27 protein-coding genes are annotated in these 25,663 nt (G+C 60.7%); 13 read left to right on the plus strand and 14 right to left on the minus strand.

The genetic code is table 11. From position 1 onward, the window contains the following. Positions 1-68: 68 nt before the first annotated feature. Together lptG and lptF are read right to left on the minus strand one after the other, a co-directional pair. On the minus strand, positions 69-1,148 hold the full coding sequence (gene lptG, locus ACLH0H_RS03750) for an LPS export ABC transporter permease LptG (RefSeq protein ID WP_411381030.1): 1,080 nt from the start codon (positions 1,146-1,148) through the stop codon (positions 69-71). Further along, complete coding sequence (lptF, locus tag ACLH0H_RS03755) at positions 1,141-2,259, minus strand: LPS export ABC transporter permease LptF (protein WP_411381031.1); 1,119 nt, start codon at positions 2,257-2,259, stop codon at positions 1,141-1,143. Before lptF ends, lptG begins: the two co-directional genes overlap by 8 nt. Before the next feature lie 284 nt (positions 2,260-2,543). On the opposite strand from lptF, the gene ACLH0H_RS03760 reads away from it, so the two are divergent. The 5 genes from ACLH0H_RS03760 to rlmF all read left to right on the plus strand — a co-directional run bounded on the left by ACLH0H_RS03760 (position 2,544) and on the right by rlmF (position 9,275). Next, positions 2,544-4,034 carry a leucyl aminopeptidase gene (locus tag ACLH0H_RS03760; protein WP_411381032.1) on the plus strand — a complete coding sequence of 497 codons (1,491 nt, stop codon included), beginning with the start codon at positions 2,544-2,546 and terminating at the stop codon, positions 4,032-4,034. Between the two features lie 147 nt (positions 4,035-4,181). Continuing rightward, on the plus strand, positions 4,182-4,610 hold the full coding sequence (locus ACLH0H_RS03765; RefSeq protein ID WP_169378426.1) for a DNA polymerase III subunit chi: 429 nt from the start codon (positions 4,182-4,184) through the stop codon (positions 4,608-4,610). Positions 4,611-4,617: 7 nt separating this feature from the next. Further along, positions 4,618-4,980: a DNA polymerase III subunit chi gene (locus tag ACLH0H_RS03770; RefSeq protein ID WP_411381033.1), complete on the plus strand. Its 363-nt coding sequence runs from the start codon at positions 4,618-4,620 to the stop codon at positions 4,978-4,980. A gap of 212 nt (positions 4,981-5,192) precedes the next feature. Further along, entirely contained in the window at positions 5,193-8,039 is a 2,847-nt protein-coding gene (locus ACLH0H_RS03775; protein ID WP_411381034.1) for a valine--tRNA ligase, read from the plus strand. Between the two features lie 216 nt (positions 8,040-8,255). Then, positions 8,256-9,275 (plus strand): 23S rRNA (adenine(1618)-N(6))-methyltransferase RlmF, encoded by a 1,020-nt coding sequence (gene rlmF / locus ACLH0H_RS03780; RefSeq protein WP_411381035.1) that lies wholly within the window; start codon positions 8,256-8,258, stop codon positions 9,273-9,275. Between the two features lie 609 nt (positions 9,276-9,884). Here rlmF and ACLH0H_RS03785 read toward each other — a convergent pair. After that, positions 9,885-10,166: an HU family DNA-binding protein gene (locus ACLH0H_RS03785; RefSeq protein WP_003188840.1), complete on the minus strand. Its 282-nt coding sequence runs from the start codon at positions 10,164-10,166 to the stop codon at positions 9,885-9,887. 396 nt (positions 10,167-10,562) lie between these two features. Here ACLH0H_RS03785 and yejK point away from each other — a divergent pair, with 396 nt between their 5' ends. Continuing rightward, positions 10,563-11,567 (plus strand): nucleoid-associated protein YejK, encoded by a 1,005-nt coding sequence (gene yejK / locus ACLH0H_RS03790; protein WP_411381036.1) that lies wholly within the window; start codon positions 10,563-10,565, stop codon positions 11,565-11,567. Further along, a complete protein-coding gene (locus ACLH0H_RS03795; protein ID WP_411381037.1) occupies positions 11,567-11,917 on the plus strand; it encodes a glutaredoxin family protein in 351 nt (116 codons plus the stop codon). The genes yejK and ACLH0H_RS03795 overlap by 1 nt, the downstream gene beginning before the upstream one ends. Here ACLH0H_RS03795 and ACLH0H_RS03800 read toward each other — a convergent pair whose 3' ends face one another. From ACLH0H_RS03800 to ACLH0H_RS03820, 5 genes are read right to left on the minus strand one after another with little or no spacing between them, the layout of a single operon-like run. Then, positions 11,918-12,895, minus strand: a complete 978-nt coding sequence (locus ACLH0H_RS03800; protein ID WP_411381038.1) for a FecR family protein — start codon at positions 12,893-12,895, stop codon at positions 11,918-11,920. It lies immediately after the preceding gene. Beyond that, positions 12,892-13,470, minus strand: coding sequence for an RNA polymerase sigma factor (locus ACLH0H_RS03805; protein ID WP_411381039.1), 579 nt, complete (start codon positions 13,468-13,470; stop codon positions 12,892-12,894). Before ACLH0H_RS03805 ends, ACLH0H_RS03800 begins: the two co-directional genes overlap by 4 nt. A 7-nt stretch (positions 13,471-13,477) precedes the next feature. Further along, a complete protein-coding gene (locus ACLH0H_RS03810; protein WP_411381040.1) occupies positions 13,478-13,804 on the minus strand; it encodes a DUF3325 domain-containing protein in 327 nt (108 codons plus the stop codon). Continuing rightward, positions 13,805-15,379: a PepSY-associated TM helix domain-containing protein gene (locus tag ACLH0H_RS03815; RefSeq protein WP_411381041.1), complete on the minus strand. Its 1,575-nt coding sequence runs from the start codon at positions 15,377-15,379 to the stop codon at positions 13,805-13,807. Then, positions 15,376-15,675 (minus strand): DUF3649 domain-containing protein, encoded by a 300-nt coding sequence (locus tag ACLH0H_RS03820; RefSeq protein ID WP_411381042.1) that lies wholly within the window; start codon positions 15,673-15,675, stop codon positions 15,376-15,378. The genes ACLH0H_RS03815 and ACLH0H_RS03820 overlap by 4 nt, the downstream gene beginning before the upstream one ends. A gap of 182 nt (positions 15,676-15,857) precedes the next feature. On the opposite strand from ACLH0H_RS03820, the gene ACLH0H_RS03825 reads away from it, so the two are divergent. The 3 genes from ACLH0H_RS03825 (at position 15,858) to fecA (ending at position 19,711) form a co-directional block, all read left to right on the plus strand. Then, complete coding sequence (locus ACLH0H_RS03825; RefSeq protein WP_411381043.1) at positions 15,858-16,346, plus strand: sigma-70 family RNA polymerase sigma factor; 489 nt, start codon at positions 15,858-15,860, stop codon at positions 16,344-16,346. Further along, the gene (locus ACLH0H_RS03830) at positions 16,343-17,284 is read left to right on the plus strand and encodes a FecR domain-containing protein (protein WP_411381044.1); all 942 of its coding nucleotides are present in this window, start codon (positions 16,343-16,345) and stop codon (positions 17,282-17,284) included. Before ACLH0H_RS03825 ends, ACLH0H_RS03830 begins: the two co-directional genes overlap by 4 nt. Before the next feature lie 90 nt (positions 17,285-17,374). Further along, positions 17,375-19,711, plus strand: a complete 2,337-nt coding sequence (fecA, locus tag ACLH0H_RS03835; protein ID WP_411381045.1) for a TonB-dependent Fe(3+) dicitrate receptor FecA — start codon at positions 17,375-17,377, stop codon at positions 19,709-19,711. Positions 19,712-19,777: 66 nt separating this feature from the next. Here fecA and ACLH0H_RS03840 read toward each other — a convergent pair whose 3' ends face one another. Further along, entirely contained in the window at positions 19,778-20,188 is a 411-nt protein-coding gene (locus tag ACLH0H_RS03840; protein ID WP_076951308.1) for an HPF/RaiA family ribosome-associated protein, read from the minus strand. Positions 20,189-20,771: 583 nt separating this feature from the next. On the opposite strand from ACLH0H_RS03840, the gene ACLH0H_RS03845 reads away from it, so the two are divergent. Next, the gene (locus tag ACLH0H_RS03845) at positions 20,772-21,086 is read left to right on the plus strand and encodes a DUF3509 domain-containing protein (RefSeq protein ID WP_411381046.1); all 315 of its coding nucleotides are present in this window, start codon (positions 20,772-20,774) and stop codon (positions 21,084-21,086) included. Here the strand turns inward: ACLH0H_RS03845 and ACLH0H_RS03850 are convergent. From ACLH0H_RS03850 to ACLH0H_RS03860, 3 genes are all read right to left on the minus strand, one after another. Beyond that, positions 21,083-21,571: a phosphate-starvation-inducible protein PsiE gene (locus ACLH0H_RS03850; protein WP_411381047.1), complete on the minus strand. Its 489-nt coding sequence runs from the start codon at positions 21,569-21,571 to the stop codon at positions 21,083-21,085. The two genes, ACLH0H_RS03845 and ACLH0H_RS03850, sit on opposite strands and share 4 nt — an antisense overlap. Positions 21,572-21,738: 167 nt before the next feature. Then, positions 21,739-22,008 (minus strand): type II toxin-antitoxin system RelE/ParE family toxin, encoded by a 270-nt coding sequence (locus tag ACLH0H_RS03855; RefSeq protein WP_411381048.1) that lies wholly within the window; start codon positions 22,006-22,008, stop codon positions 21,739-21,741. Continuing rightward, positions 21,998-22,186 (minus strand): antitoxin, encoded by a 189-nt coding sequence (locus ACLH0H_RS03860; RefSeq protein ID WP_411381049.1) that lies wholly within the window; start codon positions 22,184-22,186, stop codon positions 21,998-22,000. The genes ACLH0H_RS03855 and ACLH0H_RS03860 overlap by 11 nt, the downstream gene beginning before the upstream one ends. A 347-nt stretch (positions 22,187-22,533) precedes the next feature. Here ACLH0H_RS03860 and ACLH0H_RS03865 point away from each other — a divergent pair, with 347 nt between their 5' ends. Beyond that, positions 22,534-22,794, plus strand: coding sequence for a YebG family protein (locus ACLH0H_RS03865; RefSeq protein WP_012722374.1), 261 nt, complete (start codon positions 22,534-22,536; stop codon positions 22,792-22,794). Between the two features lie 55 nt (positions 22,795-22,849). Here ACLH0H_RS03865 and ACLH0H_RS03870 read toward each other — a convergent pair whose 3' ends face one another. Then, positions 22,850-23,869 carry a Leu/Phe/Val dehydrogenase gene (locus ACLH0H_RS03870; RefSeq protein WP_411381050.1) on the minus strand — a complete coding sequence of 340 codons (1,020 nt, stop codon included), beginning with the start codon at positions 23,867-23,869 and terminating at the stop codon, positions 22,850-22,852. Positions 23,870-24,057: 188 nt separating this feature from the next. Between ACLH0H_RS03870 and ACLH0H_RS03875 the strand changes: the two genes are divergently transcribed. Further along, positions 24,058-24,861: a SirB1 family protein gene (locus tag ACLH0H_RS03875; RefSeq protein WP_411381051.1), complete on the plus strand. Its 804-nt coding sequence runs from the start codon at positions 24,058-24,060 to the stop codon at positions 24,859-24,861. A 153-nt stretch (positions 24,862-25,014) separates the two neighbouring features. Here the strand turns inward: ACLH0H_RS03875 and maiA are convergent, their stop codons facing one another. Beyond that, positions 25,015-25,653, minus strand: coding sequence for a maleylacetoacetate isomerase (maiA, locus tag ACLH0H_RS03880; protein WP_411381052.1), 639 nt, complete (start codon positions 25,651-25,653; stop codon positions 25,015-25,017). Between the last annotated feature and the right edge of the window lie 10 nt (positions 25,654-25,663).

Genomic DNA, 25,663 nt, shown 5'->3' on the forward strand with positions numbered 1-25,663 from the left:
CTTTGCTGACCAGAACAAAAATGCCCCGCTTATACAAGCGGGGCATTTTTTTGTGCATAAGCGCGCTATCAACCGGCCCGGCGCAACAGCCAGAACCCGGCCAGGCCGCAGATGGCCGTGGGCACCAGCACCGCGAACAGCGGTGAAAAGCCAAACACCAGGCTCGATGGGCCAAGCAGGTCTTGGGCGATGCGGAAGGTGAACCCTACCAGCACACCGGTAAACACACGCTGGCCGAGGGTTACCGAGCGCAATGGGCCGAAGATGAACGAGATCGCCATCAGCACCAGCGCGGCGGTGACGACCGGTTGCAACACCTTGACCCAAAATGCCAGCCAGTAACGACCATTGTTCAGGCCCTGGTCCTTGAGGTAATGGATGTAACCCCACAACCCGGAGATTGGCAGGCTTTCCGGGATCATCACAACGGTATTGAGCAGCTCCGGCTTGAGGGCGATATCCCACTCCTCGCTCGGCACGTTGATCACCTCAGTGGTGGCCTTGGTGCCTTGGCCGATGTTGCGGAAGTAGGTGGTAGTGACATCGCTGAGTTGCCATTTTTCGCCGCTGTATTGCGCACGTTTGGCGAAGCTCGAGGCCAGCAGGTGGCGTTCCTTATCGAAGGTGTAGCGCGTCACGCCAATCAACAGGCCGCCGGGTTGCACGGCGTTGATGTGGATGAATTGGTCACCCTGGCGATGCCACAGGCCGTGCTTGGCGCTTTGCGCATCGCCCGAACCCTGGGCCAGGGCGCGATTGGCCTGGGCCGTGGTTTCGGCGGGTGGCGCGACGTATTCGCCGATCAGCACGCTGCAGGCCATCAGCAGCAGCATAGGCTTCATTACCGCCCAGACGATACGGCCAATGGACACGCCGGCGGCGCGCATGATGGTCAGTTCGCTGTTGCTGGCCAGACTGCCCAGGCCGATCAGGCAGCCGATCAGCGCGGCCATCGGCATCATGTCGTAGAGCCGACGCGGCGCGGTGAGGGCCACATAGCTCAGCACGTCCCACACGGTATAGGTATCGCTGACGTTGCCCACTTCATCGATGAAGGCGAACAACGACGCCAGCCCCAGGATGATGCCCAATACCGCCAGGATGGCGATCAGTACGCTGCTACCAATGTAGCGATCGAGCTTAGCCACGAGCCAACTCCTTCTGGCCACGACGGCTCTTCATTTTCAAACGGATCGGTTCCCAATAGAGCAGCCCCAGGCCGATCACCAGGAAGATCCCATGCACCCACCACAGGCCCAGGGTCGGCGACAGCTTGCCTTTTTCCAGGGAGCCACGGGCAGAGATCAGGATGGTCAGGTACGCCATGTACAACAGGATTGCCGGCAGCAGCTTGAGGAAACGGCCCTGGCGCGGGTTGACACGCGACAGCGGCACGGCCATCAAGGTCACGATAAATACCAGCAGCGGCAGTGAGATTCGCCATTGCAGCTCGGCGATGGAGCGCAGCTCCTGGCTGCCGAACAGTTCGCTGGTCGGGATGGCGTCGCGGTCGGTAACTTCGTCACTGATATCCGGACGAGCGAGCATCACGCCGTAGGTGTCGTACTGGATGGCGCGGTAATCCGCCATGCCCGGACTGCCATCGTAGCGGTAGCCGTTCTCCAGGATCAGGTAACGACTGCCATCGGGGCGGACTTCCTGGCGACCCGAATCCGCCACCAGTATGGAAATGCCGCGATCCTTCTTGTCCTGGCCCAGGCGTTTCTCGGAGATGAACACCCCGCCCAGGTTGGCGCGGTCGTCGGTCAGGGTTTCAGTGTAGGTCACCCGGGAACCGTCATTGAGCGCCTGGAAACGGCCGGGTTCGAGGGTGTCGAACTCGGTCATCGCGTCCTGTTTGTTCAGCACCAACTGGAACTGCATGGCGCCCTGGGGTGCCAGGCTCAGGCTCAGCCAGGCCACGATCAGCGCGACGCCGGCCGCCGGGATCATGGTCATGCCCAGCAGGCGTTGCTGGCTCATGCCCGTGGCCGAGAGCACGGTCATTTCGCTTTCCAGGTACAAACGGCCATAGGCCAGCAGTATCCCGAGGAACAGGCCCAACGGCAGGATCAGCTGCAAAAAGCCTGGCAGGCGAAAGCCCATGATCAGGAACAGCGAGCCCGGGTCCAGCGCGCCGGAGGCAGCCTGGGCCAGGTATTTGACGAAACGACCACTCATGATGATGACCAGCAGGACCGCACTCACGGCACTCAGGGTCAACAGGACTTCGCGGGACAGATAACGGAAGACGATCAAACCAGACACTCCAGGGTTGTCAGGCTAAGGCGGCCAAACAAGCAAGCATACCGAGTCAGCCCCTCTACACAGGGCCGGCTAAAAAGATGGCGCATTATCCTGTGATTGACCGCGCCTGTCACGGAGCTTGCTCACGCACATGCATAAAGCCGGTGGCAAGGGTTGTCAGGCTCCGCCGGCGAGGTTCAAACTGCGGCCTTTGTCGCCGGCGGCTTACACAGCTGCCCGGTATTAAAGCCGGAGTACAGACTCCTGGCTAACCGACCTTTATAAGGGACCCGAAAATGGAATTGGTTGTAAAAAGCGTTAGCCCCGAAACGTTGAAAACCGCCACCCTCGTGGTCGCCATCGGCGAAGGCCGCAAGCTCGGCGTTGCCGCCAAGCTACTCGACGAACTCAGCGGCGGCGCCATCAGCGCGGTGCTCAAGCGCGGCGACCTGGCCGGCAAAGTCGGCCAGAGTCTGCTGCTGCAAAGCCTGCCCAACCTCAAGGCCGACCGTGTATTGCTGGTGGGCGTGGGCAAGGATGCCGAACTCGGCGACCGCCCGTTCCGCAAAATCATCAGCGCTATCCTCACCACCCTCAAGGGCCTGGGTGGCAGCGACGCGACACTGGCGCTCGATGAAATCGTGGTCAAAGGCCGTGACAGCTACGGCAAGACTCGCCTGCTGGCTGAAAGCCTGGTAGACGGCGGTTATCTCTTCGACCAATTCAAGAGTCAGAAAGCCGAACCACGCGCCCTGAAAAAAATCACCCTGCTGACCATCAAGGCGGCCCAGGCTGAAGTCGAACGCGCCGTGACCCACGCCACGGCAATTGCCAACGGCATGTCCTTCACCCGCGACCTGGGCAACCTGCCGCCGAACATCTGCCACCCGACCTTCCTGGGCGAACAGGCCAAGGCGTTGGGCAAAGAGTTCAAGGGCCTGAAGGTTGAAGTGTTGGACGAGAAGAAAATCAAGGAACTGGGCATGGGCTCGTTCTATGCAGTGGGCCAGGGCAGTGACCAGCCGCCACGCCTGATCGTGATGCAATACAACGGCGGCAAGAAGTCCGAGAAGCCCTATGCCCTGGTCGGCAAAGGCATCACCTTCGATACCGGCGGCATCAGCCTCAAGCCGGGCCTGGGCATGGACGAGATGAAGTACGACATGGGCGGCGCCGCCAGTGTGTTCGGCACCCTGCGCGCCGTACTGGAGCTCAAGCTTCCGATCAATCTGGTGTGCATCCTGGCCTGCGCCGAGAACATGCCGAGCGGCGGCGCGGCCCGTCCGGGCGACATCGTCACCACCCTGAGCGGCCAGACCGTCGAAATCCTCAATACCGACGCCGAAGGCCGCCTGGTGCTGTGCGATGCGCTGACCTACGCCGAGCGCTTCAAGCCGCAGGCGGTGATCGACATCGCGACCCTGACCGGCGCCTGCGTGGTGGCCCTGGGTGCCCATACTTCGGGCCTGCTGGGCAACAACGACGAGCTGATCGAGCAACTGCTCAGCGCCGGCAAGGCCGCCGACGACCGCGCCTGGCAACTGCCGTTGTTCGATGAATACCAGGAGCAACTGGACAGCCCGTTCGCCGACATCGCCAACATCGGCGGCCCGAAAGCCGGCACCATTACGGCGGCCTGCTTCCTGTCGCGCTTTGCCAAGAACTTCAACTGGGCCCACCTGGACATCGCCGGCACGGCCTGGACCAGCGGCGGCAAGGACAAGGGCGCAACCGGCCGTCCGGTGCCACTGCTGACCCAATACCTGCTGGACCGCGCCAAGGCCTAACCCTGTAGGAGCGAGCTTGCTCGCGATGGTCGTTAACGATAACGCTTTCATCTTGGATGATAGTGTTGTCCTCAGGCTTTTCGCGAGCAAGCTCGCTCCTACAAATTCCGGGACGGTCACCGCGCCGTCCCGGTCTCAGGAACTGCAATGACCCAAGTTGACTTCTATATATTGCCCAGCGCCGACCCGCTCGCGCGCCTGGATTTCGCCTGCAAGCTCACCGAAAAAGCCTGGCGCATGGGTCACCGCATCTACCTGCATTGCAGCGATGCCGCCCAGCGCGACGAACTTGATGCCCGCCTGTGGCGCTTCAAGGGCGAAAGCTTCGTGCCCCACGGCCCCGCCGAGTCTGAACCCGAAGGCCTGGTGGTACTGGGTTTGGGCGACAGTTGCGGCGATCACCATGACCTGCTGGTCAACCTGGACCTGAAAGTGCCGCCGTTTGCCAAGGGCTTCGCTCGCGTGGCGGAAGTGGTGGTGGAAGATCCGGCGATTCGTCAGGCCGCGCGGGAGAGTTTCCGTTTCTACCGCGAACAGGGCTATCCTCTGCAAGATCACCGGCTACAACGACTTTGAGCACATGATGGACACTCCAAACCCGCTGAAAAAAGACGATCACCTGCTGGACGACCTCGAGTCGATCCGCCAGTTGCTGGGTGATGATGGCTTGCAGCCGCCACTTCTGACCGAGTTGGTCAATGAGGTGGTGCAGATTCCAATGTTGCTGGAAATGTCCGACGGCAAGCCTGCTCCCACGCCGGCCGAAGCACCTGCCGCCGAAAAAACCCAGGACGCCCTGCTGCTGCACCTGGATGCCGAACTGCGCGCCGCCGCGCAATTGATCATGCAGGACGTGATCGACGATTTTGCCCCGCATATCGAAACCGAGATCAAGCGCCGGCTGGATGCGCGGATGGAGCGGTTGCTCAGCCAGTACCAAAACTGAATCAAACACAGATCCCCTGTGGGAGCGGGCTTGCTCGCGAAGGCGTAGTGTCAGTCGACACATGTTTGGCTGATGCGCTGCCTTCGCGAGCAAGCCCGCTCCCACATTTGTTCAGCGTACACCCCAAGCCTGTCTTCGCCTCGCCCTGCGCCCCATCCCCCGTTATACTTGCCGGCTTTCCTGAATAAATGCCAACTAGGGTCCCGCCGCGCATGGATAAGACCTACCAGCCGCACGCTATCGAAACTTCCTGGTACAACACCTGGGAATCCGAGAATTATTTCGCCCCGCAAGGCGCGGGCGATGCCTACACCATCATGATCCCGCCGCCGAACGTCACCGGCAGCCTGCACATGGGCCATGGCTTCAACAATGCGATCATGGATGCGTTGATCCGTTTCCGCCGCATGCAGGGTCGAGACACCCTGTGGCAGCCGGGCACCGACCACGCCGGTATCGCCACGCAGATGCTGGTGGAGCGCCAACTCGAAGCCACTGGCCAGAACCGTCATGACCTGGGCCGCGAGAAATTCCTGGAGAAAATCTGGGAATGGAAAGACCAGTCCGGCGGCAATATCAGCCGTCAGATCCGTCGCCTGGGCTCGTCCGTCGACTGGAGTCGCGAACGCTTCACCATGGACGACGGCCTGTCGGAAGCCGTGAAAGAAGCCTTCGTGCGCCTGCATGAAGACGGCTTGATCTACCGCGGCAAGCGCCTGGTCAACTGGGACACCAAGTTGCACACGGCGATTTCCGACCTTGAAGTGGAAAACCACGACGAGAAAGGCTTCCTGTGGAACCTGAAGTACCCGCTGGCCGACGGCGTCAAGACTGCTGAAGGCAATGACTACCTGATCGTCGCCACCACCCGCCCGGAAACCATGCTCGGCGACGCCGCCGTCGCGGTTAACCCGAACGACGAGCGCTACCAGGCGCTGATCGGCAAGTTCGTCGAGCTGCCGCTGGTTGGCCGCCGCATCCCGATCATCGCGGACGACTACTGCGACCCGGCATTCGGCACCGGCTGCGTGAAAATCACCCCGGCCCACGACTTCAACGACTATGAAGTCGGCAAGCGTCATAACCTGCCCTTGCTGAACATCTTCGACAAAAACGCCGCCGTATTGCCGGCCTGCCAGGTGTTCAATCTGGACGGTACTCTAAACGACAGTGTCGACGGCAAGATTCCGGCCGAATACGCAGGCCTTGACCGTTTTGAAGCGCGCAAGCAAATCGTTGCCGCCTTCGACGCCGCCGGCTTGCTGGTCAGCGTCGACGACCACGGCCTGAAAGTGCCGAAGGGCGACCGTTCCGGCACCGTGATCGAACCGTGGCTGACCGACCAGTGGTACGTGTCCACCAAGCCTTTGGCTGAGCCTGCGATTGCCGCCGTCGAAGATGGCCGCATCGCGTTTGTGCCCAAGCAGTACGAAAACATGTACTTCTCATGGATGCGCGATATCCAGGATTGGTGCATCAGTCGTCAGCTGTGGTGGGGCCACCGTATCCCGGCCTGGTACGACGAGTCGGGTAAGGTGTATGTCGGCCGCGACGAAGCTGAAGTACGTGCCAAGCACAACCTGCCGGCCGACTTGGTCCTGAACCAGGACAACGATGTGCTGGACACCTGGTTCAGCGCCGGGCTGTGGACCTTCTCTACCCTGGGCTGGCCGGAAAAAACCGCGTTCCTCGAAAAATTCCACCCGACCGACGTATTGGTCACCGGATTCGACATCATTTTCTTCTGGGTTGCCCGGATGATCATGCTGACCATGCACCTGGTGAAAAACGACGACGGTACGCCGCAGGTGCCATTCAAGACCGTCTACGTTCACGGCTTGGTGCGTGATGGGCAGGGCCAGAAGATGTCCAAGTCCAAAGGCAACGTCCTGGACCCACTGGACATCATCGACGGCATCGAACTCGAAGCGCTGGTACAAAAGCGCACCTCGGGCATGATGCAGCCGAAAATGGCGAAAAAGATCGAGAAGCAGACCCGCGACGAGTTCGCCGACGGTATCGCCAGCTACGGCACCGACGCCCTGCGCTTCACCTTCTGCTCGCTGGCCTCCACCGGCCGCGACATCAAGTTCGACATGGGCCGCGTCGAAGGCTATCGCAACTTCTGCAACAAGATCTGGAACGCCGCGCGCTACGTGCTGGACAAGGGCGAGGACTGCGGCCAGAACGGCGAAGCCTTCGAACTGAGCCTGGCCGACCGCTGGATCATCTCGCAGCTGCAGCGCACCGAAGCCGAAGTGACCCGCCAACTCGACCAGTTCCGTTTCGACCTGGCCGCACAGGCTTTGTACGAGTTCATCTGGAACCAGTATTGCGACTGGTACCTGGAACTGTCCAAGCCGGTGCTGTGGGACGAAAACGCGCCGGTCGAACGCCAGCGCGGCACCCGTCGCACCCTGGTGCGCGTGCTCGAAGTGGCGCTGCGCCTGGCGCACCCGTTCATGCCGTTCATCACCGAAGAAATCTGGCAGCGCCTGGCGCCGCTGGCCGGTATCAAAGGCAAGACCATCATGCTGCAACCTTGGCCGGTGGCCAATGAAGCACGCATCGACGAGGCCGCCGAAAGCGATATCGAATGGCTCAAGACCCTGATGCTCGGCACGCGCAACATCCGCGCCGAGATGAACATCGGGCCGGGCAAGCCATTGGCGGTGTTCGTGAAAAATGCCAGCGCCGAAGATCAGCGTCGCCTCAACGAGAACGATGCGTTGCTCAAGAAGCTGGCGAAGCTGGAGTCGATCACCGTGTTGGCGGCTGATGCCGAAGCACCGCTGTCCGCGACCGCACTGGTTGGCGAGATGGAAGTGCTGGTGCCGATGGCCGGCCTGATCGACAAGGGCGCGGAACTGGCCCGCCTCGACAAGGAGATCGCACGCTTGCAGGGTGAAGTGCAGCGGGTGGGTGGTAAATTGTCCAATGCAGCATTCGTCGACAAGGCACCGGCTGAAGTCATCGACAAGGAACGCGCCAAACTGGCCGAGGCTGAACAGGCCCTGGGCAAGCTGGCGGAGCAACATGCGCGGATTTCCAGCCTGTAAGGTGTAAGCCGTGTAGAAAAAGAGACCTTCGGGTCTCTTTTTTTCGCCTTGAAACCCAATCAATGTGGGAGCTGGCTTGCATGCAATACAGGCGACTGAAGCGTAACTACCAAACCGAGGTGATGCCATCGCAGGCAAGCCAGCTCCCACAGTTGAGTGAGTTGGGCTCAGAATGTGTGACAATGCCCACCACTTTGAGCCAACACCAGAATCAACATGACCGCCCCCACTACGCCAAAACCTCCGCGCAAGAAGCCTAAGACCGCAGCCACGGCCAAACCCGTCGCACCGCGCAAAGAGGCCACTCTGCACCCGCGCAACCGCCACACAGGCCGTTACGACTTCCCGGCGCTGATCAAGACCACGCCGGAACTGGCGCAATTCGTGATCATCAACCCCTACGGCAAGGAAAGCATCGACTTCGCCAGCCCCGATGCGGTGCGGGTGTTCAACCGGGCGTTGCTCAAGTCGTTCTATGGCATCCAGCATTGGGACATCCCGGCCGATTACCTGTGCCCGCCGGTGCCAGGGCGTGCCGACTATGTGCACTTCCTCGCCGACCTGCTGGCCAGCACCAACGAAGGCAAGATCCCGCGCGGCTCGATCGTCAAGGTGCTGGACATCGGCATGGGCGCCAACTGCGTCTACCCGCTGATTGGCTACATGGAGTACCGCTGGAACTTCCTCGGCTCGGAGGTCGACCCCACCGCCGTGGCCGCCGCCAAGGCCATCGTGCAGTCCAACGACCTGAGCAAAGTCATCCAACTGCGCCTGCAAAGCAATCCCAAGCACATCCTGCTGGGCCTGCTGGAACCGGGCGAACGCTTTGACCTGACCATGTGCAACCCACCGTTCCACGCGTCCATGGACGAAGCCACCAAGGGCAGTGAGCGCAAGTGGCGTGCGTTGGGCAAGGCTGATCCCAAGCGCAAGTTGCCGGTGCTGAACTTTGGTGGCCAATCGGCCGAGTTGTGGTGCCCAGGTGGTGAAGCGCGCTTTGTGACACAGTTGATCGCCGAGAGCGCGAATTTTGCTCATAAGGTATTGTGGTTCAGCACCTTGGTGTCAAAAGCGTCGAACTTGCCAGCAATCGAGACCGCCTTGAAAAAAGCCGGCGTGCTGGAAAGCCAAGTGGTGGAAATGTCCCAAGGGCAGAAACAAAGCCGCTTTGTAGCCTGGACCTTTCAAACCAAGAATGAACAGCAGATCTGGCGCCAACGCTGGGTACGCGACTGACTAAATCGCATGCAACAAAAAACCGTGCCCGGATTGCTCCGAAGCACGGTTTTTTTTACTGCGTCTTACTTATTGATAGCGTCGTCAATCATTTTCAGTATACCAACGCTTGGCAAAGTGATTTTTTCGTCGACTTCAATCTGCTTTTTGCAGCAACTAATTAGACACAGGTGGAACATTCACCTGACCGGTCCCCGGCGTGCCAGGCGCTTCATCGGCTTTTACACCTGTAGGGACCCAGACCTTCGACGTTACAACAAACACAACGCTGTGATTGGCTGGAATAGTCAGCGGAGAAGTCAGATTGGTATTATTGGTACCCACCACTATCGCCTTTGAACCCCGATTATAAATACCGAGTTTTTTACCTTCTCTAAGAGCGCTACCAGCAACGCCAATATCGAGTGGACTCGCATAACCCACGGAGGTATCGGTGTCACTTACATAAAACGCACTGGCACCTGCCGACTCTACAATAATGGTCCAGGATGACCGCGTTATCGTTAACGTTCTTCGCGAGCAAGCTCGCTCCTACGGTAAGACGTAAAACCGCAGGCAACAAAAAACCGTGCCCGGATCGCTCCGGAGCACGGTTTTTTTTGCTGCGTCTTACTTGTTAACAGCGTCGGTCAGGCCTTTGGCCACAACCAGCTTGATAACTTTCTTGGCAGCGATTTCGATGGCAGCGCCAGTCGAAGGGTTACGGCCAGTACGGGCAGGACGCTCGGTCACTTTCAGTTTGCCAACGCCAGGCAAAGTGATTTCGCCGCCGTTTTCCAGCTGATCAGCAACAACTTGGCTCAGTTGGTCCAGCAGAGCGCGCACGGTGGTTTTCGGTGCGTCTACTGCTTCAGCCAGGTCAGCGATCAGTTGGTCTTTAGTAATAGCCATTGTGGTGTTCCTTCCCTATCAAATTCATATGGATTGCAGAGTGCAGTGTCAGCCATCGAGCCCGGCCGTCAAGGCCTGGCACCCCCGGCTATAACCACGGAGATCGGGGTTATAGATGCTTGAAACGGGGATTGGTTCGACCTGACAGATGCTGAATGCACGCTTATCGCCGAGACTTGGCGTAAGACGGGGCAAAACTAGCACAGAGACGGGGAAATATCCGCTTCTACCTACCCATTTGGTCAGCTTTATCGCTCTAAACCGTGAAAAAAAGGCATATCGCACGTCGGACGGTACCCAAAACCGCCTTCCAGGCGTGTCTCGGCCAATGGGTGCGGTACACTGGGCGACTTTTTGGGGAGGCCCACCGCTCCCCTTCAACCAGCCGAGAAGCCTATGCCGATCCGTCACTGCATTGTCCACCTGATCGACAAAAAACCCGACGGCACACCCGCAATTCTCCACGCCCGCGACTCCGAGCTTGCCGAGTCGGCCGCCATCGAGAACATGCTTGCCGACCTCAACGAGAGCTATAACGCCAAACAAGGCAAGGCCTGGGGTTTCTTCCATGCCGAGTCCGGCGCACACCCGTTCAGCGGCTGGTTGAAGGAGTATTTCGACGGCGGGCAGGATTTCACCACCTTCAGCCGCACGGCAGTGGAACACCTGCAGAAGCTGATGGAAGAATCCAACCTCTCCGTCGGCGGCCACGTACTGTTTGCCCACTATCAGCAAGGCATGACCGATTACCTGGCTATTGCCCTGCTGCACCACAGCGAAGGCGTGGCGGTGAACGACGAGCTGGACGTGACCCCGTCGCGCCACCTGGACCTGGGCCAGTTGCACCTGGCGGCGCGCATCAACGTCTCCGAGTGGCAGAACAACAAGCAGTCCAAGCAGTACATCTCATTTATCAAAGGCAAGAATGGCAAGAAAGTCTCGGAATACTTCCGCGACTTCATCGGCTGCCAGGAAGGCGTCGACGGCCCGGGCGAGACCCGCACTCTGCTCAAGGCCTTCAGTGACTTCGTCGAGAGCGAAGACCTGCCGGATGAATCCGCCCGCGAGAAAACCAAGACCCTGGTGGACTACGCCAGCAGCCAGGCCAAGCTCGGCGAGCCCATGGGCCTGGAAGAACTGTCGGGTTTGATCGATGAAGATCGGCCGAAGGCGTTTTACGACCATATCCGCAACAAGGATTACGGCTTGTCACCGGAAATCCCGGCGGATAAACGCACCCTCAACCAGTTCCGCCGCTTCACCGGCCGCGCCGAGGGCTTGTCCATCAGCTTTGAAGCGCATCTGTTGGGCGACAAGATCGAGTACGACGAAGCTGCCGGCACCTTGATCATCAAGGGCCTGCCAACTCAACTGACCGACCAGCTCAAGCGTCGTAACTGATGCTGGGCGGGGTCTTCAAGAAAGTCCTGCTGGTGTTGCTGGTCGTGGCGGTGATCCAAAACTGGGGCAAGATCGAGCGGGTGTTCAACCCGTCGCAGGTGGTTTCGCAGCAGATCCGCGCTTCAGCGCGAGTGACGCTGTATGCCACCGAGTGGTGCGGCTACTGCAAGCAGATCCGCCGCTTCCTGGACCAGAAGGGCATCCCCTACCAAGCGTTCGATATCGAGAAGGATGCCCAGGCGCGCAAGGCGTATGAGGCGTTGGGCGGTGGCGGGATTCCATTCGTGGCGGTCAACGGCACTTTGATCCGCGACTACAGCCCCGAGAAGATCATGGCCGCGCTGGAGTAATCAGCGCAGCACAATCATCCGGCCCAGTACGCTGTGCTGCTCGAACCCCAGCACAGCCTGCAAGGCATTGAGCACCGCCTGCGGGTCCTTGCTCGGGAAGCTGCCGCTGACGCGCCGGGCGCCCAACTCGCCGTTGAGCAACAGGATGCGACCCGGGTAATAACGCTCTAGGTCCTTGAGCACATCGGCCAGGGGCGCCTTGTAGTAGTTGAGCCAGCCATCGCGCCAGGCCAGGCTGGCTTCGCTGTCGACCGCGTGCAGCGGGTCGGCGACGCCGTCGGCGTAAGCCACTTGCTGTCCTGCTGTAAGAATCTGCTGCAGGCGCTGCCTGGATGGCGCCACGCCAACCCGCCCGGAGAGCACCGTTACCTGAGCCCCCGCCGGTTGCAGGCGCACTTCGAATTGCGTCCCCAACACCCGCGCTTCACCGCTGCCGGCCTCCACGACGAAGGGCTCACCGGTGTGGGCCACGCTGAAAAAACCGGCGCCACGGCGCAGTTGGATATGCCGCTCACCCTGGCTGAAGTTGACGGCAATGGCGCTGTCGGCATCGAGGGTGACCCGGGAGTTGTCGGCCAGTGTGACGGTCTTGACCTCCCCCGGCGCCGTCACGTAATCGGCGCCGAAATCATCGACCCAACGTGACGGCTGCCAGCCGGCGCCCGTGGTGATCATCAGCATCAGGCAGGCCGCCATCGCCAATGCGCCGGACCAACGCAGCGTCCGTGAGCGCTTCGATGTGTTCATCGCCTTGAGGTAGCCCTGCAGCGCCAGCGCCTCCTCGTCCGCCAATGTTCGCGCCGGGACCTCGCTCAGCTCCCACAGCACCTGGGCCCGCGAATAAGCCTCGACATGCGCAGGGTCCGCCCGCAGCCAGCGGCTGAAAGTGGCTTGGTCGGCGCTGCTGGGTTGGTCGTGCAACCGGCTCAGCCAGGCCAGTGCGGCGTGTTCCTGGTCGGGCGTGGGGGTGACGTTCACGGTGCATTCCCTGGCGTACGTGGGTTTGATGGCTCGCGAAGGCTGGCTTTGCAGGCTTGGAGCGCGCGCATCATATGTTTTTCCACCGCGCTTTGGGACAGGCCCATGGCCTTGGCGATCTCTGCGTACTTGCGGCCATGGATACGGTTGAGCAGGAAGATCTGCCGCGTGCGTTCCGGCAAGCTGCGCAACGCGGCCTCGACGTGGCGCAGATCATTGCCGGCTTCCAGCGCCGCCTGGGGTTCGCAGCCCTGATTGCCGTGCTGTTCGGGCAGCCAGCCTTCGCTGCGACGTACGCGTGCGCCTTCGCTGCGCAGGTGGTCGATGGCGATATTGCCGGCGCAACGCAACAGGTAGGTGCTCAGTTCCTCGACCTGCACCAACGGCCGGCGCCAGAAGCGCAGGAACAGGTCCTGCACCAGGTCGGCCGCCGTGGCGCGGCAACCCACGCGGCGATTAACCAGGGCTTCCATCTGCGAACGCTGGGACAGGAACACCTGCAGGAAATGCGCACGCCCACCTGCCGCCTCAGCGTGCTGGCTGTCCTGGGAATCGGGTGGGGTGCTGATCATCATCGGTGGCTCAGAGGGTAGCGAAGGCCGCAACGGGACTGGCCAGCAGGCCGACGCCCGCCAGAATCAATGCGAGCCTTGGCCGATACGGCAGCAGCAGCACCAGCAGCAACGCGCTGAGCATCAATACGGCGCACCACTGCACCAAGCCCTGGCCCCAACCGGCGACAGCGACTGCCGGCCAGATCGCCACGGTCAGCAGCAACCCTCCCAGCACACGCAAGCCCAGGCGCCGACACGGCGACGGTTTGCTGTGCAGCAGTTCGCCATGGTGACGGTCGGTAGACAGGCACAGTGCCACGAAGCCGGCGTAACACATCAGCAATGCGAGGAACATTCAGTTCACCCCCTGCTTGAGCGCCAACGGCCGCGCGCGCTCAGCCTTGGCGTGCGGCGCGGTGCGATGCTGCATCTTCCAGGCGGCCCAGGCGAGGAACACGCCGCTGGCCAGACAGGTCAGGTCGAAGCCGGCCATGGCCCAGTCGCCGGTCACCAGTGAAACGCCCAAGTGATGCGAGGTGGTCAGCGCATTGAGCAGCGGGATGGCCATAAACAGCAGCGCGCCGATGCTCAGTTGCTCGACCCACCCCTGGCGGCCGCGACGCAACATGGCGTGCAACAGGCTCAGGCCCCAGGCGATAAAAAAGCTTTGCACTTCCCAGCCAGACCGTTCTGCGAAGCTCACCGGCAACAAACGGTTGGCCCAGAAAAACGCCGCAATGGCGATCATCAGTCCGGACATACTGGCGATATTCAGCACTTCCACCAGCCGCAACTCAAATGGCATTGCCGCCGCTTTGACGTGCTTGAGCTGGCGTTTGCCGAGCCAGATCACCAACCCGGTGCCGATCATCGCCGTGCCCGCCAGGCCGCAGATAAAGTACAACCAGCGCAATACCGGACCGGCAAAATGCCCCATATGCAGGCCGTAGAAACTGCCGCCGATCACCGCAGGCAGCGACGGCTCGCCACTGACTCGCAGCAGTTCACCCGTGTTGCCGTTGAAGGACACCGTAGTGCCGAAGTCGTGCACCAGGCTGTCGGAACCGGCGCGGAACACATTGACCGAGGCGTTCATATCGCCTGGGTTATTCACCGCCAGGCGCCCCACGTGTCCACCCGCCCACTGCGCGCGCGCCTGTTCGTACATTGGCACCAGCGGCTTCAACTGCCCAGGCTGCCCGAGCGCCGGCGCATTGTCGGTGGCCGGGAACACCTCGCTGAAGAAGGCGCGGGTATCGTTGCCATAGGAAGCCAGGATCGGCGCCGGCATCACCATGCTCATGAAAATCACCAGGCTGCTGTAGGTGATCATCAAGTGAAACGGCAACACCAGCACGCCCACCGCGTTATGCCCGTCGAGCCACGACCGCTGGCCTTTGCGCGGACGGAAGGTGAAGAAGTCCTTGAAGATTTTCTTGTGGGTGATGATCCCGCTGATCAGCGCGACAAACATCACCATCGCGGCGATGGTCGACAGCCAGCGGCCCCAGGGGTGCGGCATTTGCAACTGGAAGTGAAAACGGTAGAAAAATTCGCCGCCCATGCTTTCACGGGCCTCCACAGCCTGGCCGGTAACCGGGTCGAGGGTTTTGCGCACGAAATTGCCGCGTTTGCCGGGGTCGACCTTGTCTTGCCACATCACCGACAGGCCGGGGTCGCGGCTGTCCGGCAGGGTGATAAACCAGCGCGCGGCCGTGGGCGCCACCTGCTGCAAATAGGTTTGGGCGACGCTCAGACTGCGCGCATCGTCCAGGGGATGGGCCTGCACTTCCGGCTGCATCCAGTGGCTGATTTCATCCTTGAAATACGCCAGGGTGCCCGTCAGGAAAATCGCGAACAGCAGCCAGCCGAAAATCAACCCGGCCCAGGTATGCAACCAGGCCATGGCCTGACGAAAGCCCTCTTTCATGTGCGGGCCATCCAAAAACCCAGCCCCGCCAGCGTGGCAAATGCCGCGCTCGGTAGTATCACGCCGAACCAGGCGCGCACGGCGCTGCGGCAGGCGAAACACCAGAGCACGGCCAACAGATAGAACACGAATGAACTCATCATGCCGGTGATCACGGCGTCGGCGCGGGAAGTGGGCATCCACAGCGCCAGGCAGATGCTGGCCAGGGAAGCCATCAGATAACCACCGATGACGGCAGCCAGCACGCGCGAGGTAACGGCGAGGCGATAGGAGACAGGCAAGGTTTTGCTTTTCATGCGGGAGGCGCCAGGTTCATCAGCCCACAATATTAATGATAAATATTCTCATAAGCAAAACAGAACGGATGAATCGCCTGCGCCACATAATGAGATGCAGGATTGCCGAAGCCCCTCGCGCCCCCTACAATGAGAACAATTCTTGTTCTCTAAAGCATGCCGATGCCAGCGGAGCGTTCCAGTTGAGCCCGTCCAACACCGTCGAAGTTCTGTACAACGACCACCACCACTGGCTCACCGGCTGGTTGCGACGCAAGCTCGGCTGCCCGGAGAGTGCCGCCGACCTGGCGCAGGACACCTTCATCCGCGTGCTCACCGCTCGGGAAACGCCGACGTTGATCGAGCCCCGCGCGTTCCTTACCACCGTCGCCAAGCGCGTGCTGTTCAACTTCTATCGCCGCCAGGACCTGGAGCGCGCCTACCTCGATGCATTGGCGCAAATGCCCGAACACGTGGCGCCGTCGGAAGAAGAACGCGCAATCATCCTGCAAACCTTGCTCGAGCTGGATCAACTGCTCGATGGCTTGCCGACCCAGGTCAAGCGCGCCTTCCTGCTGGCTCAACTCGATGGCCTGACCTACGCGCAAATTGGCGCTGAACTGGGCATTTCCGTCGCCACCGTCAAACGCCACTTGAACAAAGCGGCCATGCGCTGCTACTTCGCCCTATGAATTTTTCTACTCAAGTCGCCGAACAAGCCGTGCACTGGCTGCTGGAAATGCAGCAAGGCGCCCTCAACCCGCGCCAGCAGGCGGCCTGGCAGCATTGGTTGAACGCCCATAGCGATCACCAGCGCGCCTGGGACCACATGCAGCGCGTCAACCAGCGCCTGCGCGGCATGCCCTCCCCGCTGGCGCACGCGGCACTGAACGCGCCGACGTCCACCAGCCGGCGCAAGGCCCTGAAACTGCTGTTGATCCTGGGTGCCGGCTCGGCCGCCGCCTGGAGCCTGCGCCAGCAACATCTACTGCCACCACTGAGCGCCGATTACCGCAGCCCGGTCGGCCAGCGACGCAAGGTGCAACTGGCCGACGGCAGCCAGTTGCAGCTCAACACCGGCACTGCGGTGGATGTGCATTTCGACGGCCAGCAGCGCCTGGTTCGCCTGCTTGAGGGTGAGATCCTGTTGACCGGCGCCGCCGGCAACGCAACGCTGCAGGTGCTGACCGGCCAGGGCCTGCTCACCAGCCAGGCGGCGCGCTTGAACGTGCGGCAGTTCAGCGATCACACGCAATTGGCGGTGTTAGGCGGGCGCGTCGACGTGATGCCCAACACCTACAGCGGCCTGCCGCTGACAGTCCTGGCCTCGCACCAGGTCAACGTCACCCGCAAAGGCTGGGACACCCCGCGTCCCACCGACACCAACAGTGGCGCCTGGGCCGACGGCATGCTGGTTGCCGCCCACATGCGCCTGGAAGATTTCCTCGGCGAACTCGGCCGCTACCGCCGCGGCCAGCTCAATTGTGATCCACAGGTGGCCGACCTACTGATATCCGGCAGCTACCCGCTGGACGACAGCGAGCGCATTCTCGAGCTGCTGGAAGTGAGCTTGCCGGTCAAGGTGCGACGCTTTACCCGCTACTGGGTGACGGTCCAGGCACGCGCCTGAATTTTTTTCGAAACTTGTGAGCCGTTTTCCACACCTCGCGTGACAGAGAAGGCAAGCCACCTTGATCTTTCCTTCTCAGGACCGCTCTTCATGCCCCAGCAACCGACGCTTCTAGCCCGCACCGTGCGCCAACTCCTGCTCGGCGCCAGCCTCAGTCTTACCGTGCTGCCCCCAGTGATGGCGGCCGACGCCAAGCCGTATCACATCGCCCCGAGCTCGCTTGAAGCCGCGCTGAATCAATTCGGGCGTGAAGCCGGCGTATTGATTTCGTTCGGTTCCGAGATCACGGCGGGCATGCAGAGCCGTGGGTTGTCCGGCAATTACAGCGCGGCGGATGGCCTGCAGAAACTGCTGGAAGGCACCGGCCTGCAGGCCCGCGCCGAGGGTGACAATGCCTACAGCCTGCAACCGGCCACGGCACCGGCCAGTATCGAGTTGGGCACCTCCAGCGTGGTCGGCGACTGGCTCGGCGACGCGGCGCAAACCAATGTGTTCGAACACCCCGGTGCGCGCGATGTGATCCGCCGCGAAGAGTTCGAGCGCCAGGGCGCCACCCAGGCCAAGGATGTGCTCAACCGCATCCCCGGCGTCAACGCCCCGGATAACAACGGCACCGGCAGCCACGACATGGCGCTGAACTTCGGCATTCGCGGCCTCAACCCGCGCCTGGCGTCGCGCTCCACGGTACTGATGGACGGCATCCCGGTGCCTTTCGCACCGTATGGCCAGCCGCAGCTTTCATTCGCCCCCATCAGCATGGGCAACATGGACGCCGTCGACGTCGTACGTGGCGGCGGCGCCGTGCGCTACGGCCCACAGAACGTCGGCGGCGTGGTCAACTTCGTGACCCGCGCCATTCCGGACGCGCCCACCGTCAAAGGCGGCCTGCAAACCGAGACCAGCCCTTCCTCCAGCCATGATGGCTTCAAGACCACCGGCAACCTGCTCGCGGGTGGCACCGCCGACAATGGCCTGGGCGGTGCGCTGCTGTACTCCGGCACCCGTGGCGGCGACTGGCGCGAAAACAGCGGCACGCGTATCGACGACCTGATCCTGAAGGGCAAATACCAACTCGACGACGCCAACAGCTTCAACGCCATGGCGCAGTACTACGAAGGCCAGGCCGATATGCCCGGCGGCTTGAACGTTGCGGACTACAAGGCCGACCCGTATCAGTCCACCCGCGCCTACGACAAGTTCTGGGGCCGCCGCACGATGTTCAACGTCGGCTATCGCTATGAGCAGGACCGTCGCGAATTCACCATCAACAGCTTCTTCACCAAGACGTTGCGCAGCGGTTATCTGGACCAGGGCACTTTCCTGTCGCTGTCCCCGCGTGAATATTGGGTTCGCGGCATAGAGACCCGCTTCGCCCAAGGCTTCGACCTGGGCCCGACCAGCCACGAAGTGGGCGTCGGCTACCGCTACATCAACGAGGCGGGCCACGAACTGCGCTACCGCACGCCGATTGCCGTCAACCAGCAGATCCCCAGCACCGACAGCCGCAACGACCGCGACACCCGTGGCGGCACCGAAGCCAATGCGTTCTTCATCGACGACCGGATAGATATCGGCAAGTGGACCATCACGCCGGGCATTCGCTACGAGATGATCGAGTCGCAACAGACCAACAACCTGACTAACGTCAAATACAAGGGCGACTACAACACCGCGTTGCCGGCGCTGAACGTGCTCTACCACCTCACCGACAGCTGGAACCTCTACGCCAACACCGAAGGCTCGTTCGGCAGCGTGCAGTACAGCCAGATGCCGAACCGCGTGACCAGCGGCGAAGTGAAACCGGAAAAGGCCCGCACCTGGGAACTGGGTACCCGCTACGACGACGGCACCCTGCGCGCGGAAATCGGCGCATTCCTGATCAACTTCGACAACCAGTACGAAAGCAACCAGACCAACGATTCGGTGATTGCCCGCGGCGAAACGCGCCATCAGGGGATCGAGACCAGCGTCAACTATGCACTCGATGGCTTAAGCCCCGCGCTGGCCGGCTTTGATGTGTACGCCACTTACGCCTATGTTGACGCCACCATCCGCGAAGACGGCCCGAACAAAGGCAACCGCGTGCCCTTCTCGTCCAAACACAAAGGCACCCTGGGCGTGGGTTATACCGAAGGCCGCTGGAAGCTCAACCTGGACAGCAGTTACCAGAGCAGCCAGTTCGCCGACAACGCCAACACCCAGAGGGAAACTGCCGACGGTGCCAACGGACGCATCCCTGGCTACATGCTGTTCAGCAGCCGCGCGGCGTATGACTTCGGCCCGCAGTTGTCGGATTTGAATGTGGCGGTCGGGGTGAAAAACATCTTCAACACCCAGTACTTCACCCGTTCGTTCGACGATAACAACAAGGGTAAATACGTGGGCGAGCCGCGCACGGTCTATGTGCAGACTTCCATCGCGTTCTAAAACCACCTGAAACGAAAACGGGCCTGAAAATGCAGGCCCGTTTTTTAGTCAAGCGTGAAGAAACGGTCAGCCGTTGAACACGGCACGTTCTTTTTCCAGAAACTCCTGCTCAAGCTCATCTTCGTTGACTTTGGTGGTTGGCTGGCTTTTCCCGGCAGCGCGGGGCTTGCCTTGCAGTTTGCCAAATAGATGCTCCAACGCGTGCTCCAGCTTGGTGGCCGCACCGTCGATCGCCTGTTCCAGGGTATCGGCCTTGTGCAGGACCGACAGCGCTTGATGGCCTTTTGGGCGCGCTTCCAGGCGGCAACTTAAATCGTGGGGACCTGGCTTGTCGCCGTTCTCATCCCGCAGGTAGACCTCCACTCGGGTCAGGTCTTCTTCGTAACGTTCGAGCGTGCTTTCAATGGTAGTACGTACCCACTCCTCCAGTCGGATGCTGCTTTCAATATGGTTATCGCTATTGACTTGGATTTGCATAGTTCTTCCCTTATTTCAGCTAGCTCGCCAGAGGTCACAACTGCTACACCGGGGTGGTGAAACCATGACCTCTTGATTACACAATTGAGCACCTGCTGAAACAATTCAACCCCTTTTCAAAGATAAATCCTACATTACAAATTAAGCCTGACGACAAGCGTAAACGCTGTTAGGGTGGGGAGTTAGTTACATCTTCTTACCCCCGAAAATCCTCGCGATTCCCCTCTTGTTGACGGCTGCCATCCGGTTTGCGCTGTCTGCGATCGTTTTCTGTGCACTGCCCTGAAATAGAACATCCACCTGAAGACAACACGGACCAAATGTGGGAGCGGGCTTGCTCGCGAATACGGTGTGTCAGCCAAGTATTTATTGACCGGCACACAGCATTCGCGAGCAAGCCCGCTCCCACATTGGCATTCCGCTGGCAGATAGCTCGTTGTACGGCACGCCCTTTGCTGTACAGCCATGGGGCAAACGGACTTTGTGAACCCTCAGCGACGAAGTGGCCGGTGGTCAGGCAATGCGAACTAATCCCGACACCGGTCGTCAATGACTGCATGTTCTTATCAGGCGGTAACGCACCATGGACAATCCTTTTCAGATCATCACCGACACATTCACCCCGCAATACCGTGTCAACCTCAGCATCCAGCGGCTGGACGGCAGCATCATGCTGACCCTCTCCAACGATCAAGGCGTGGTGGCCAAACGCATGATCAGCGCCGAACAGCGCAACGATCCCAAACGGCTCAAACGCCTGGTGCAGAGTATCCAGTTTGGCATCGCTATCGAACAGGGCCACAGCGCCATGGAACTCCTGACGGTGATGACGGATGGGGATCACACAGTGCCACCGCAACCCTCCACCCGCGCCCTGCCGTTCAGCGTCGGGCTTTAAAGCTCGCCCTTCTCGGTTTCCTGGCTCGCCTCGCCTTTGCGACGCGGGCCTTCGACCTTGACCGACGGGAAGGCCGACGATGCGTAGCGCACCACCAGAATTGCAAATGCCAGCAGCAGAATCCCACCGCACAGGTAGATGATTCCCACGTCTGGCGGGTTGTGGTGGGACACGTTGGAGATCAGCAAGCGCGTCAGTGCGGTGATTGCCACGTAGATCAGGAACCGCACGGGCATGTGGTTGGTCTTGAAATAGATCCCGACCATGGCGCCCAATTCCAGGTAGATGAACAGCAGCAAGATGTCGTCGATCTTGATATGCCCGTTTTCGAGCATCCCCAAAAACTCCATCACCGCCGCCCAGGCCGTCACCGCACCGATGGCGAACAGCGCCAGGTAGTGGAACGACTCGACAAACAGATTGCCCAGGGACTCGGCCAGGGCATGTACTTGCTGGCGCAGCCTGTCGGCCCAGTTGATTTTCACGATGATGCTTCCTTAGGTCGGTTCGACCGGATAATGCGGGTTGGACGTGACGGTTGTTCTGCATGCAGAAAAAAGGCCAGGGGCGGGTATGAGATGGTGGCGGGGTGACATGAGACACGTATGAGTATGAGCAGAGTAGGTACGCTGCTTATTGGAAAAACCGATCTTCAAGGATATTGCTGGCGGGCGTGTAAAACCGAGAGAATCCAAATATTGTCTGTGACCTTGTATACGACCAGATAATTCGGATGTACCACCATCTCTCGCGTACCGATGATTCTGCCTGGACGGTAAAGATGGGGTCTACGGGAGAGAGCCAGCACCGAGGCTTCGATTGATCGCTTTAACTCGAGAGCGGCTACAGGGTTGCGATGACTGAGGTATTCAATAATTTGCCGAAGCTCCACCCGCGCTGCGGGCACCCACTCAATCAGCATCGCCTTTCTTGAGCTTGGACTCGATCAGAGCTTGCATCTCGGCCATTACCTCGTCGTGAGGAATGCGGGGACTTGTGTCATCAAGAGCAGCTTGCACCCTGGCGCGAAACCAGCGGTCGTAGCTGTCAGCCTGCTCGTCAATATCTGCTTGGATACCAGAGAAAAAGGAAGTGTCCATAAAAGCCTCCGTTGTCGATGAAGAAGGAGTCTAGTCGCTGAGGTTTTCGCTGTCGTGCTTTGAGCGATGAAGTGAGTAACAGGAAAAATCGAAGCCATCATGATTATTTTTTGACCGCTCCCACAAACGCTCGGCCTTGCGTTTGCAAGGCCCGGAAAAGGTAAGCCACTGTAGGATTACGCGGCAACCTCAATATGTCGTCAGATATTTCCCTTGTAGCAAACCCCCATTTCCCGACTACATTAAAAAACTGCTACCCAAACGCTCTGGTTTGGCTTACCCTTTTAGCTGTATATAAATACAGTAGTCGCAATAGACAACTATCGTGAAGGCATGTGAGGTGGTGAATGGCCGTCGAAGTGGTATACCGCAGCAGCCGAGATCTGGAGCGTTTGTTCATGGATAAAGCCGAAGCTGACCGTCATGACAAGATGCTTGAACTCGCTGAGTTGCTGGCAGAGGTGTTGCAAAAAGCCGTGCCGTCCCTGAGCGAGCAGCAGGTGGAAGAAGCCGGGATCTACATGGCGAAGAATCGCGATGTATTTGCCAAGGCGTTCAAGAGCCAGCCGGACGCGCTGTCCGAGTTGCTCAACGCACCAGCGGAATAAAAGCCCGAATTGAACAGGCCCTGAATCCATGATTCAGGGCCTTTTTAATACCTGGCTATCGGTACAGCAGGCGCTCGGCCAGTTCATCGGCCACCCGTGCGGGTGAGCGTTTTTCGGCCTGGGCGTGGGCGAAGATTTCGGTGAGGCGCGTGCCGATATTGGACAAGTGCGCGGTGATGGTCGGCAGTTCGGCCCCGCTGTGCTTGAGGGCGACGTAAATCAAGCCGCCGGAGTTGATCACGTAGTCGGGCGCGTAGAGGATGCCACGCCCTTCCAGTTGGTCGGCGACCGGCAGGTTGGTCAGTTGCGCACTGGCGGACCCGGCCACGGCGGCGCAACGCAGTTGGCCAACGCTCTGGCGGTTGAGCACGGCGCCGAGGCCGCAGGGTGCGAGGATGTCGCAGGGCGTGCTGAGCAAGGCATCGTTGGCGATGGGGTGCGCGCCCAGTTGCTCCATGGCCAGTTGCACCTTGCCGTGGTCGATGTCGCTCACCAGCAGTTCGGCACCGGCGGCGTGCAGCTGTTCGGCCAAGGCGTAGCCGACATTGCCCAGGCCCTGGATGGCGACGCGCAGGCCCTCGAGGTTGTCGCTGCCCAGGCGGGCCATGGCGGTGGCGCGGATGCCGGTGAACACGCCCATGGCGGTGTGGGACGAGGGGTCGCCGGCGGCGGTGGTGCTGGTGACGTAGCGGGTGTGCTGGGCGATGCAGTCCATGTCGGCCACCGAGGTGCCGCTGTCGGTGGCGGTGATGTAGCGGCCGCCGAGTTGCTCGATGCAGCGGCCGAAGGCTTCAAACAGCGCGGCGCGGTTTTCCACATGCGCGGGGCGGATGATGACAGCCGTGCCGCCGCCGGTGGGCAAACCGGCCAGGGCAGCCTTGTAGCTCATGCCCTGGGCCAGGCGCGCGGCGTCGGCCACGGCACTTTCGTCGTCGGGGTAGGCAAGATAACGACAGCCACCGAGGGCAGGCCCCAGGCGGCTGTTATGGATGGCGATGACCGCTTTGAGCCCGGTGGCCGGGTCGACACTCAGGTGCAGCGATTCAAGGCGGGTGCTGTGCATGAGAGCAAACATCGTCAAGCTCCCGAATCACTTCTGGTAGTGGGCCAAGTATAGGCTTAAGGCAAAAAACTGCCGGACCACGCTGGAATAAGCAGCCGGTTTTCGAGGGACTTCTGACATAAGCGTGCAGGATTATTTTCCAAGCCACTGGACGAAAATTCCCGGCAAGGCTAAAACGGGGGCATCCGCCGGAGAATGCAATGAATCCCCGCAAAGCTTTTTTCGCCTGCCTGGAACGCTCCCCGCCTGCGGTGTTTGAAGCCGCATTGTGGATCGCTGCCGAGCATGACCCGACGGTGCAGCCTTTGCTGGTGCTGCAGGAGCTGATCTCGCTGCAACAGCAGGTCAGCCTGGGCATGCCTTTGCTGCCGGCGCATGAACTGGGCCAACCGCTGTTGCGGCGCCTGAATGACCTGGGATTTGCCCAGGATGAATTCACCCCTCTGCGCCCCGCCGCTGCCCTGCTGGACAAAGTGCTGCAGCGCAAACGCGGACAGCCCTTGGCCATGGGGCTGATTGCCTTGGAACTGGCGCGACGCCTCGATATCCCGATGGTGGGCGTGAACTTCCCCGGCCATTTCCTGCTTCGGGTACCCGGCGCTGATCACGTGCTGGACCCGTGCGGCGGCCGGCGCCTGTACCCCAATGATTGCCGCGACCTGTTGCAGCGCCAGTACGGCCCCAACCTCAAGCTACAGGCCGACCACCTGCTTACCGCCAACCCGCGTTCGATTCTGCAACGGCTGTCACGCAACCTGCGGCAACTGCACCTTGCCAACGACGCCCCGCTGCAGGCCCTGGTCGATGCCGAACGCGTACTGGAGCTGGGCAACGCCAGCGCCGCCGATTACCTGGCGCGGGCCAGCCTGTACCAGCGCCTGGACTGCCCCAACGCTGAGCGCTTCGACTTGGAGCACGCGCTGATGCTCAGCGAAGACCCGATCCAGCGTCTGCGCCTCACGGAGCGCCTGGGGCACTTGCCGCCCAATTCAGTGGTGCATTGAACTCGCCAGGAACATATTTTCCTCTGGCCGTGGCGCACAAGCTTTTGTAGGAGCGAGCTTGCTCGCGAAAAACGTCAACGATAACGCGTGCATCCTGGATAAAATGCAGAGCCTGTAAGTTCTTCGCGAGCAAGCTCGCGCCTACACAAAATTTCACTCAGGGGTGTCAGGCTGGTTCGCAGGGTGCGCCTGAATGAACGCCGGATGTTGCGCCGCCAATGTCGCCACCCTGCCAATCCTTGGATAAGCCGCCAACGGCACCTTGAAACGCTCCGCCGCGTACAGCTGGGGTATAAGAAACGCATCGGCCAGCCCCGGCCGGTCGCCCAGGCAAAAGCCCTCATCGCCAATCAACTGCTCCACCGCGCCCAGCCCCTGGCTGACCCAATGGCCGATCCATTCCAGCACCTGCGCTTCATCGTGCCCCCAATGGCGCAGCAGGTTCTGGGTACTGGAGTTGTGCAGCGGATGAATATCACAGGCGATGAGCGCCGCGATTGCCCGTTCATGGGAGCGGGCCACCAGGCCCTTGGAGAGCAGCGGTACCTGTGGATAACGCTCCTCCAGGTACTCGATGATCGCCAGCGACTGAATCAACAACGCCCCTTCATCCGTGCGCAACGCCGGCACACGGCCCTGCGGGTTGATCGCCAAGTACTCGGGTTGGCGATTCGCACCGCCCGCCGGCACCAGCAGGTTGACCGGCACGGCGGTAAAATCCAGCCCCTTGAGCGCCAGGGCAATACGCACCCGGTACGACGCGGTGGAACGGTAGTAGGTATAGAGTTCCATCCCCTGCCCT

This window comes from Pseudomonas sp. MPB26, assembly GCF_046605355.1.
Classification (GTDB): Bacteria; Pseudomonadota; Gammaproteobacteria; order Pseudomonadales; family Pseudomonadaceae; genus Aquipseudomonas; species Aquipseudomonas cedrina.

Bases quoted from the DNA above. Each gene is read 5' to 3' on its own strand.
- ACLH0H_RS03805 (WP_411381039.1), bottom strand. From the start codon at position 13,470: ATGATGATCAGCACCCCACCCGATTCCCAGGACAGCCAGCACGCTGAG.
- rlmF (WP_411381035.1), top strand. From the start codon at position 8,256: ATGACCGCCCCCACTACGCCAAAACCTCCGCGCAAGAAGCCTAAGACC.
- ACLH0H_RS03845 (WP_411381046.1), top strand. From the start codon at position 20,772: ATGGACAATCCTTTTCAGATCATCACCGACACATTCACCCCGCAATAC.
- ACLH0H_RS03810 (WP_411381040.1), bottom strand. From the start codon at position 13,804: ATGTTCCTCGCATTGCTGATGTGTTACGCCGGCTTCGTGGCACTGTGC.
- ACLH0H_RS03830 (WP_411381044.1), top strand. From the start codon at position 16,343: ATGAATTTTTCTACTCAAGTCGCCGAACAAGCCGTGCACTGGCTGCTG.
- maiA (WP_411381052.1), bottom strand. From the start codon at position 25,653: ATGGAACTCTATACCTACTACCGTTCCACCGCGTCGTACCGGGTGCGT.
- ACLH0H_RS03860 (WP_411381049.1), bottom strand. From the start codon at position 22,186: ATGGACACTTCCTTTTTCTCTGGTATCCAAGCAGATATTGACGAGCAG.
- ACLH0H_RS03875 (WP_411381051.1), top strand. From the start codon at position 24,058: ATGAATCCCCGCAAAGCTTTTTTCGCCTGCCTGGAACGCTCCCCGCCT.
- ACLH0H_RS03760 (WP_411381032.1), top strand. From the start codon at position 2,544: ATGGAATTGGTTGTAAAAAGCGTTAGCCCCGAAACGTTGAAAACCGCC.
- ACLH0H_RS03865 (WP_012722374.1), top strand. From the start codon at position 22,534: ATGGCCGTCGAAGTGGTATACCGCAGCAGCCGAGATCTGGAGCGTTTG.
- ACLH0H_RS03820 (WP_411381042.1), bottom strand. From the start codon at position 15,675: ATGAAAAGCAAAACCTTGCCTGTCTCCTATCGCCTCGCCGTTACCTCG.
- ACLH0H_RS03775 (WP_411381034.1), top strand. From the start codon at position 5,193: ATGGATAAGACCTACCAGCCGCACGCTATCGAAACTTCCTGGTACAAC.
- ACLH0H_RS03765 (WP_169378426.1), top strand. From the start codon at position 4,182: ATGACCCAAGTTGACTTCTATATATTGCCCAGCGCCGACCCGCTCGCG.
- ACLH0H_RS03840 (WP_076951308.1), bottom strand. From the start codon at position 20,188: ATGCAAATCCAAGTCAATAGCGATAACCATATTGAAAGCAGCATCCGA.
- fecA (WP_411381045.1), top strand. From the start codon at position 17,375: ATGCCCCAGCAACCGACGCTTCTAGCCCGCACCGTGCGCCAACTCCTG.
- ACLH0H_RS03870 (WP_411381050.1), bottom strand. From the start codon at position 23,869: ATGTTTGCTCTCATGCACAGCACCCGCCTTGAATCGCTGCACCTGAGT.
- ACLH0H_RS03795 (WP_411381037.1), top strand. From the start codon at position 11,567: ATGCTGGGCGGGGTCTTCAAGAAAGTCCTGCTGGTGTTGCTGGTCGTG.
- ACLH0H_RS03815 (WP_411381041.1), bottom strand. From the start codon at position 15,379: ATGAAAGAGGGCTTTCGTCAGGCCATGGCCTGGTTGCATACCTGGGCC.
- ACLH0H_RS03785 (WP_003188840.1), bottom strand. From the start codon at position 10,166: ATGGCTATTACTAAAGACCAACTGATCGCTGACCTGGCTGAAGCAGTA.
- ACLH0H_RS03770 (WP_411381033.1), top strand. From the start codon at position 4,618: ATGGACACTCCAAACCCGCTGAAAAAAGACGATCACCTGCTGGACGAC.
- ACLH0H_RS03855 (WP_411381048.1), bottom strand. From the start codon at position 22,008: ATGCTGATTGAGTGGGTGCCCGCAGCGCGGGTGGAGCTTCGGCAAATT.
- yejK (WP_411381036.1), top strand. From the start codon at position 10,563: ATGCCGATCCGTCACTGCATTGTCCACCTGATCGACAAAAAACCCGAC.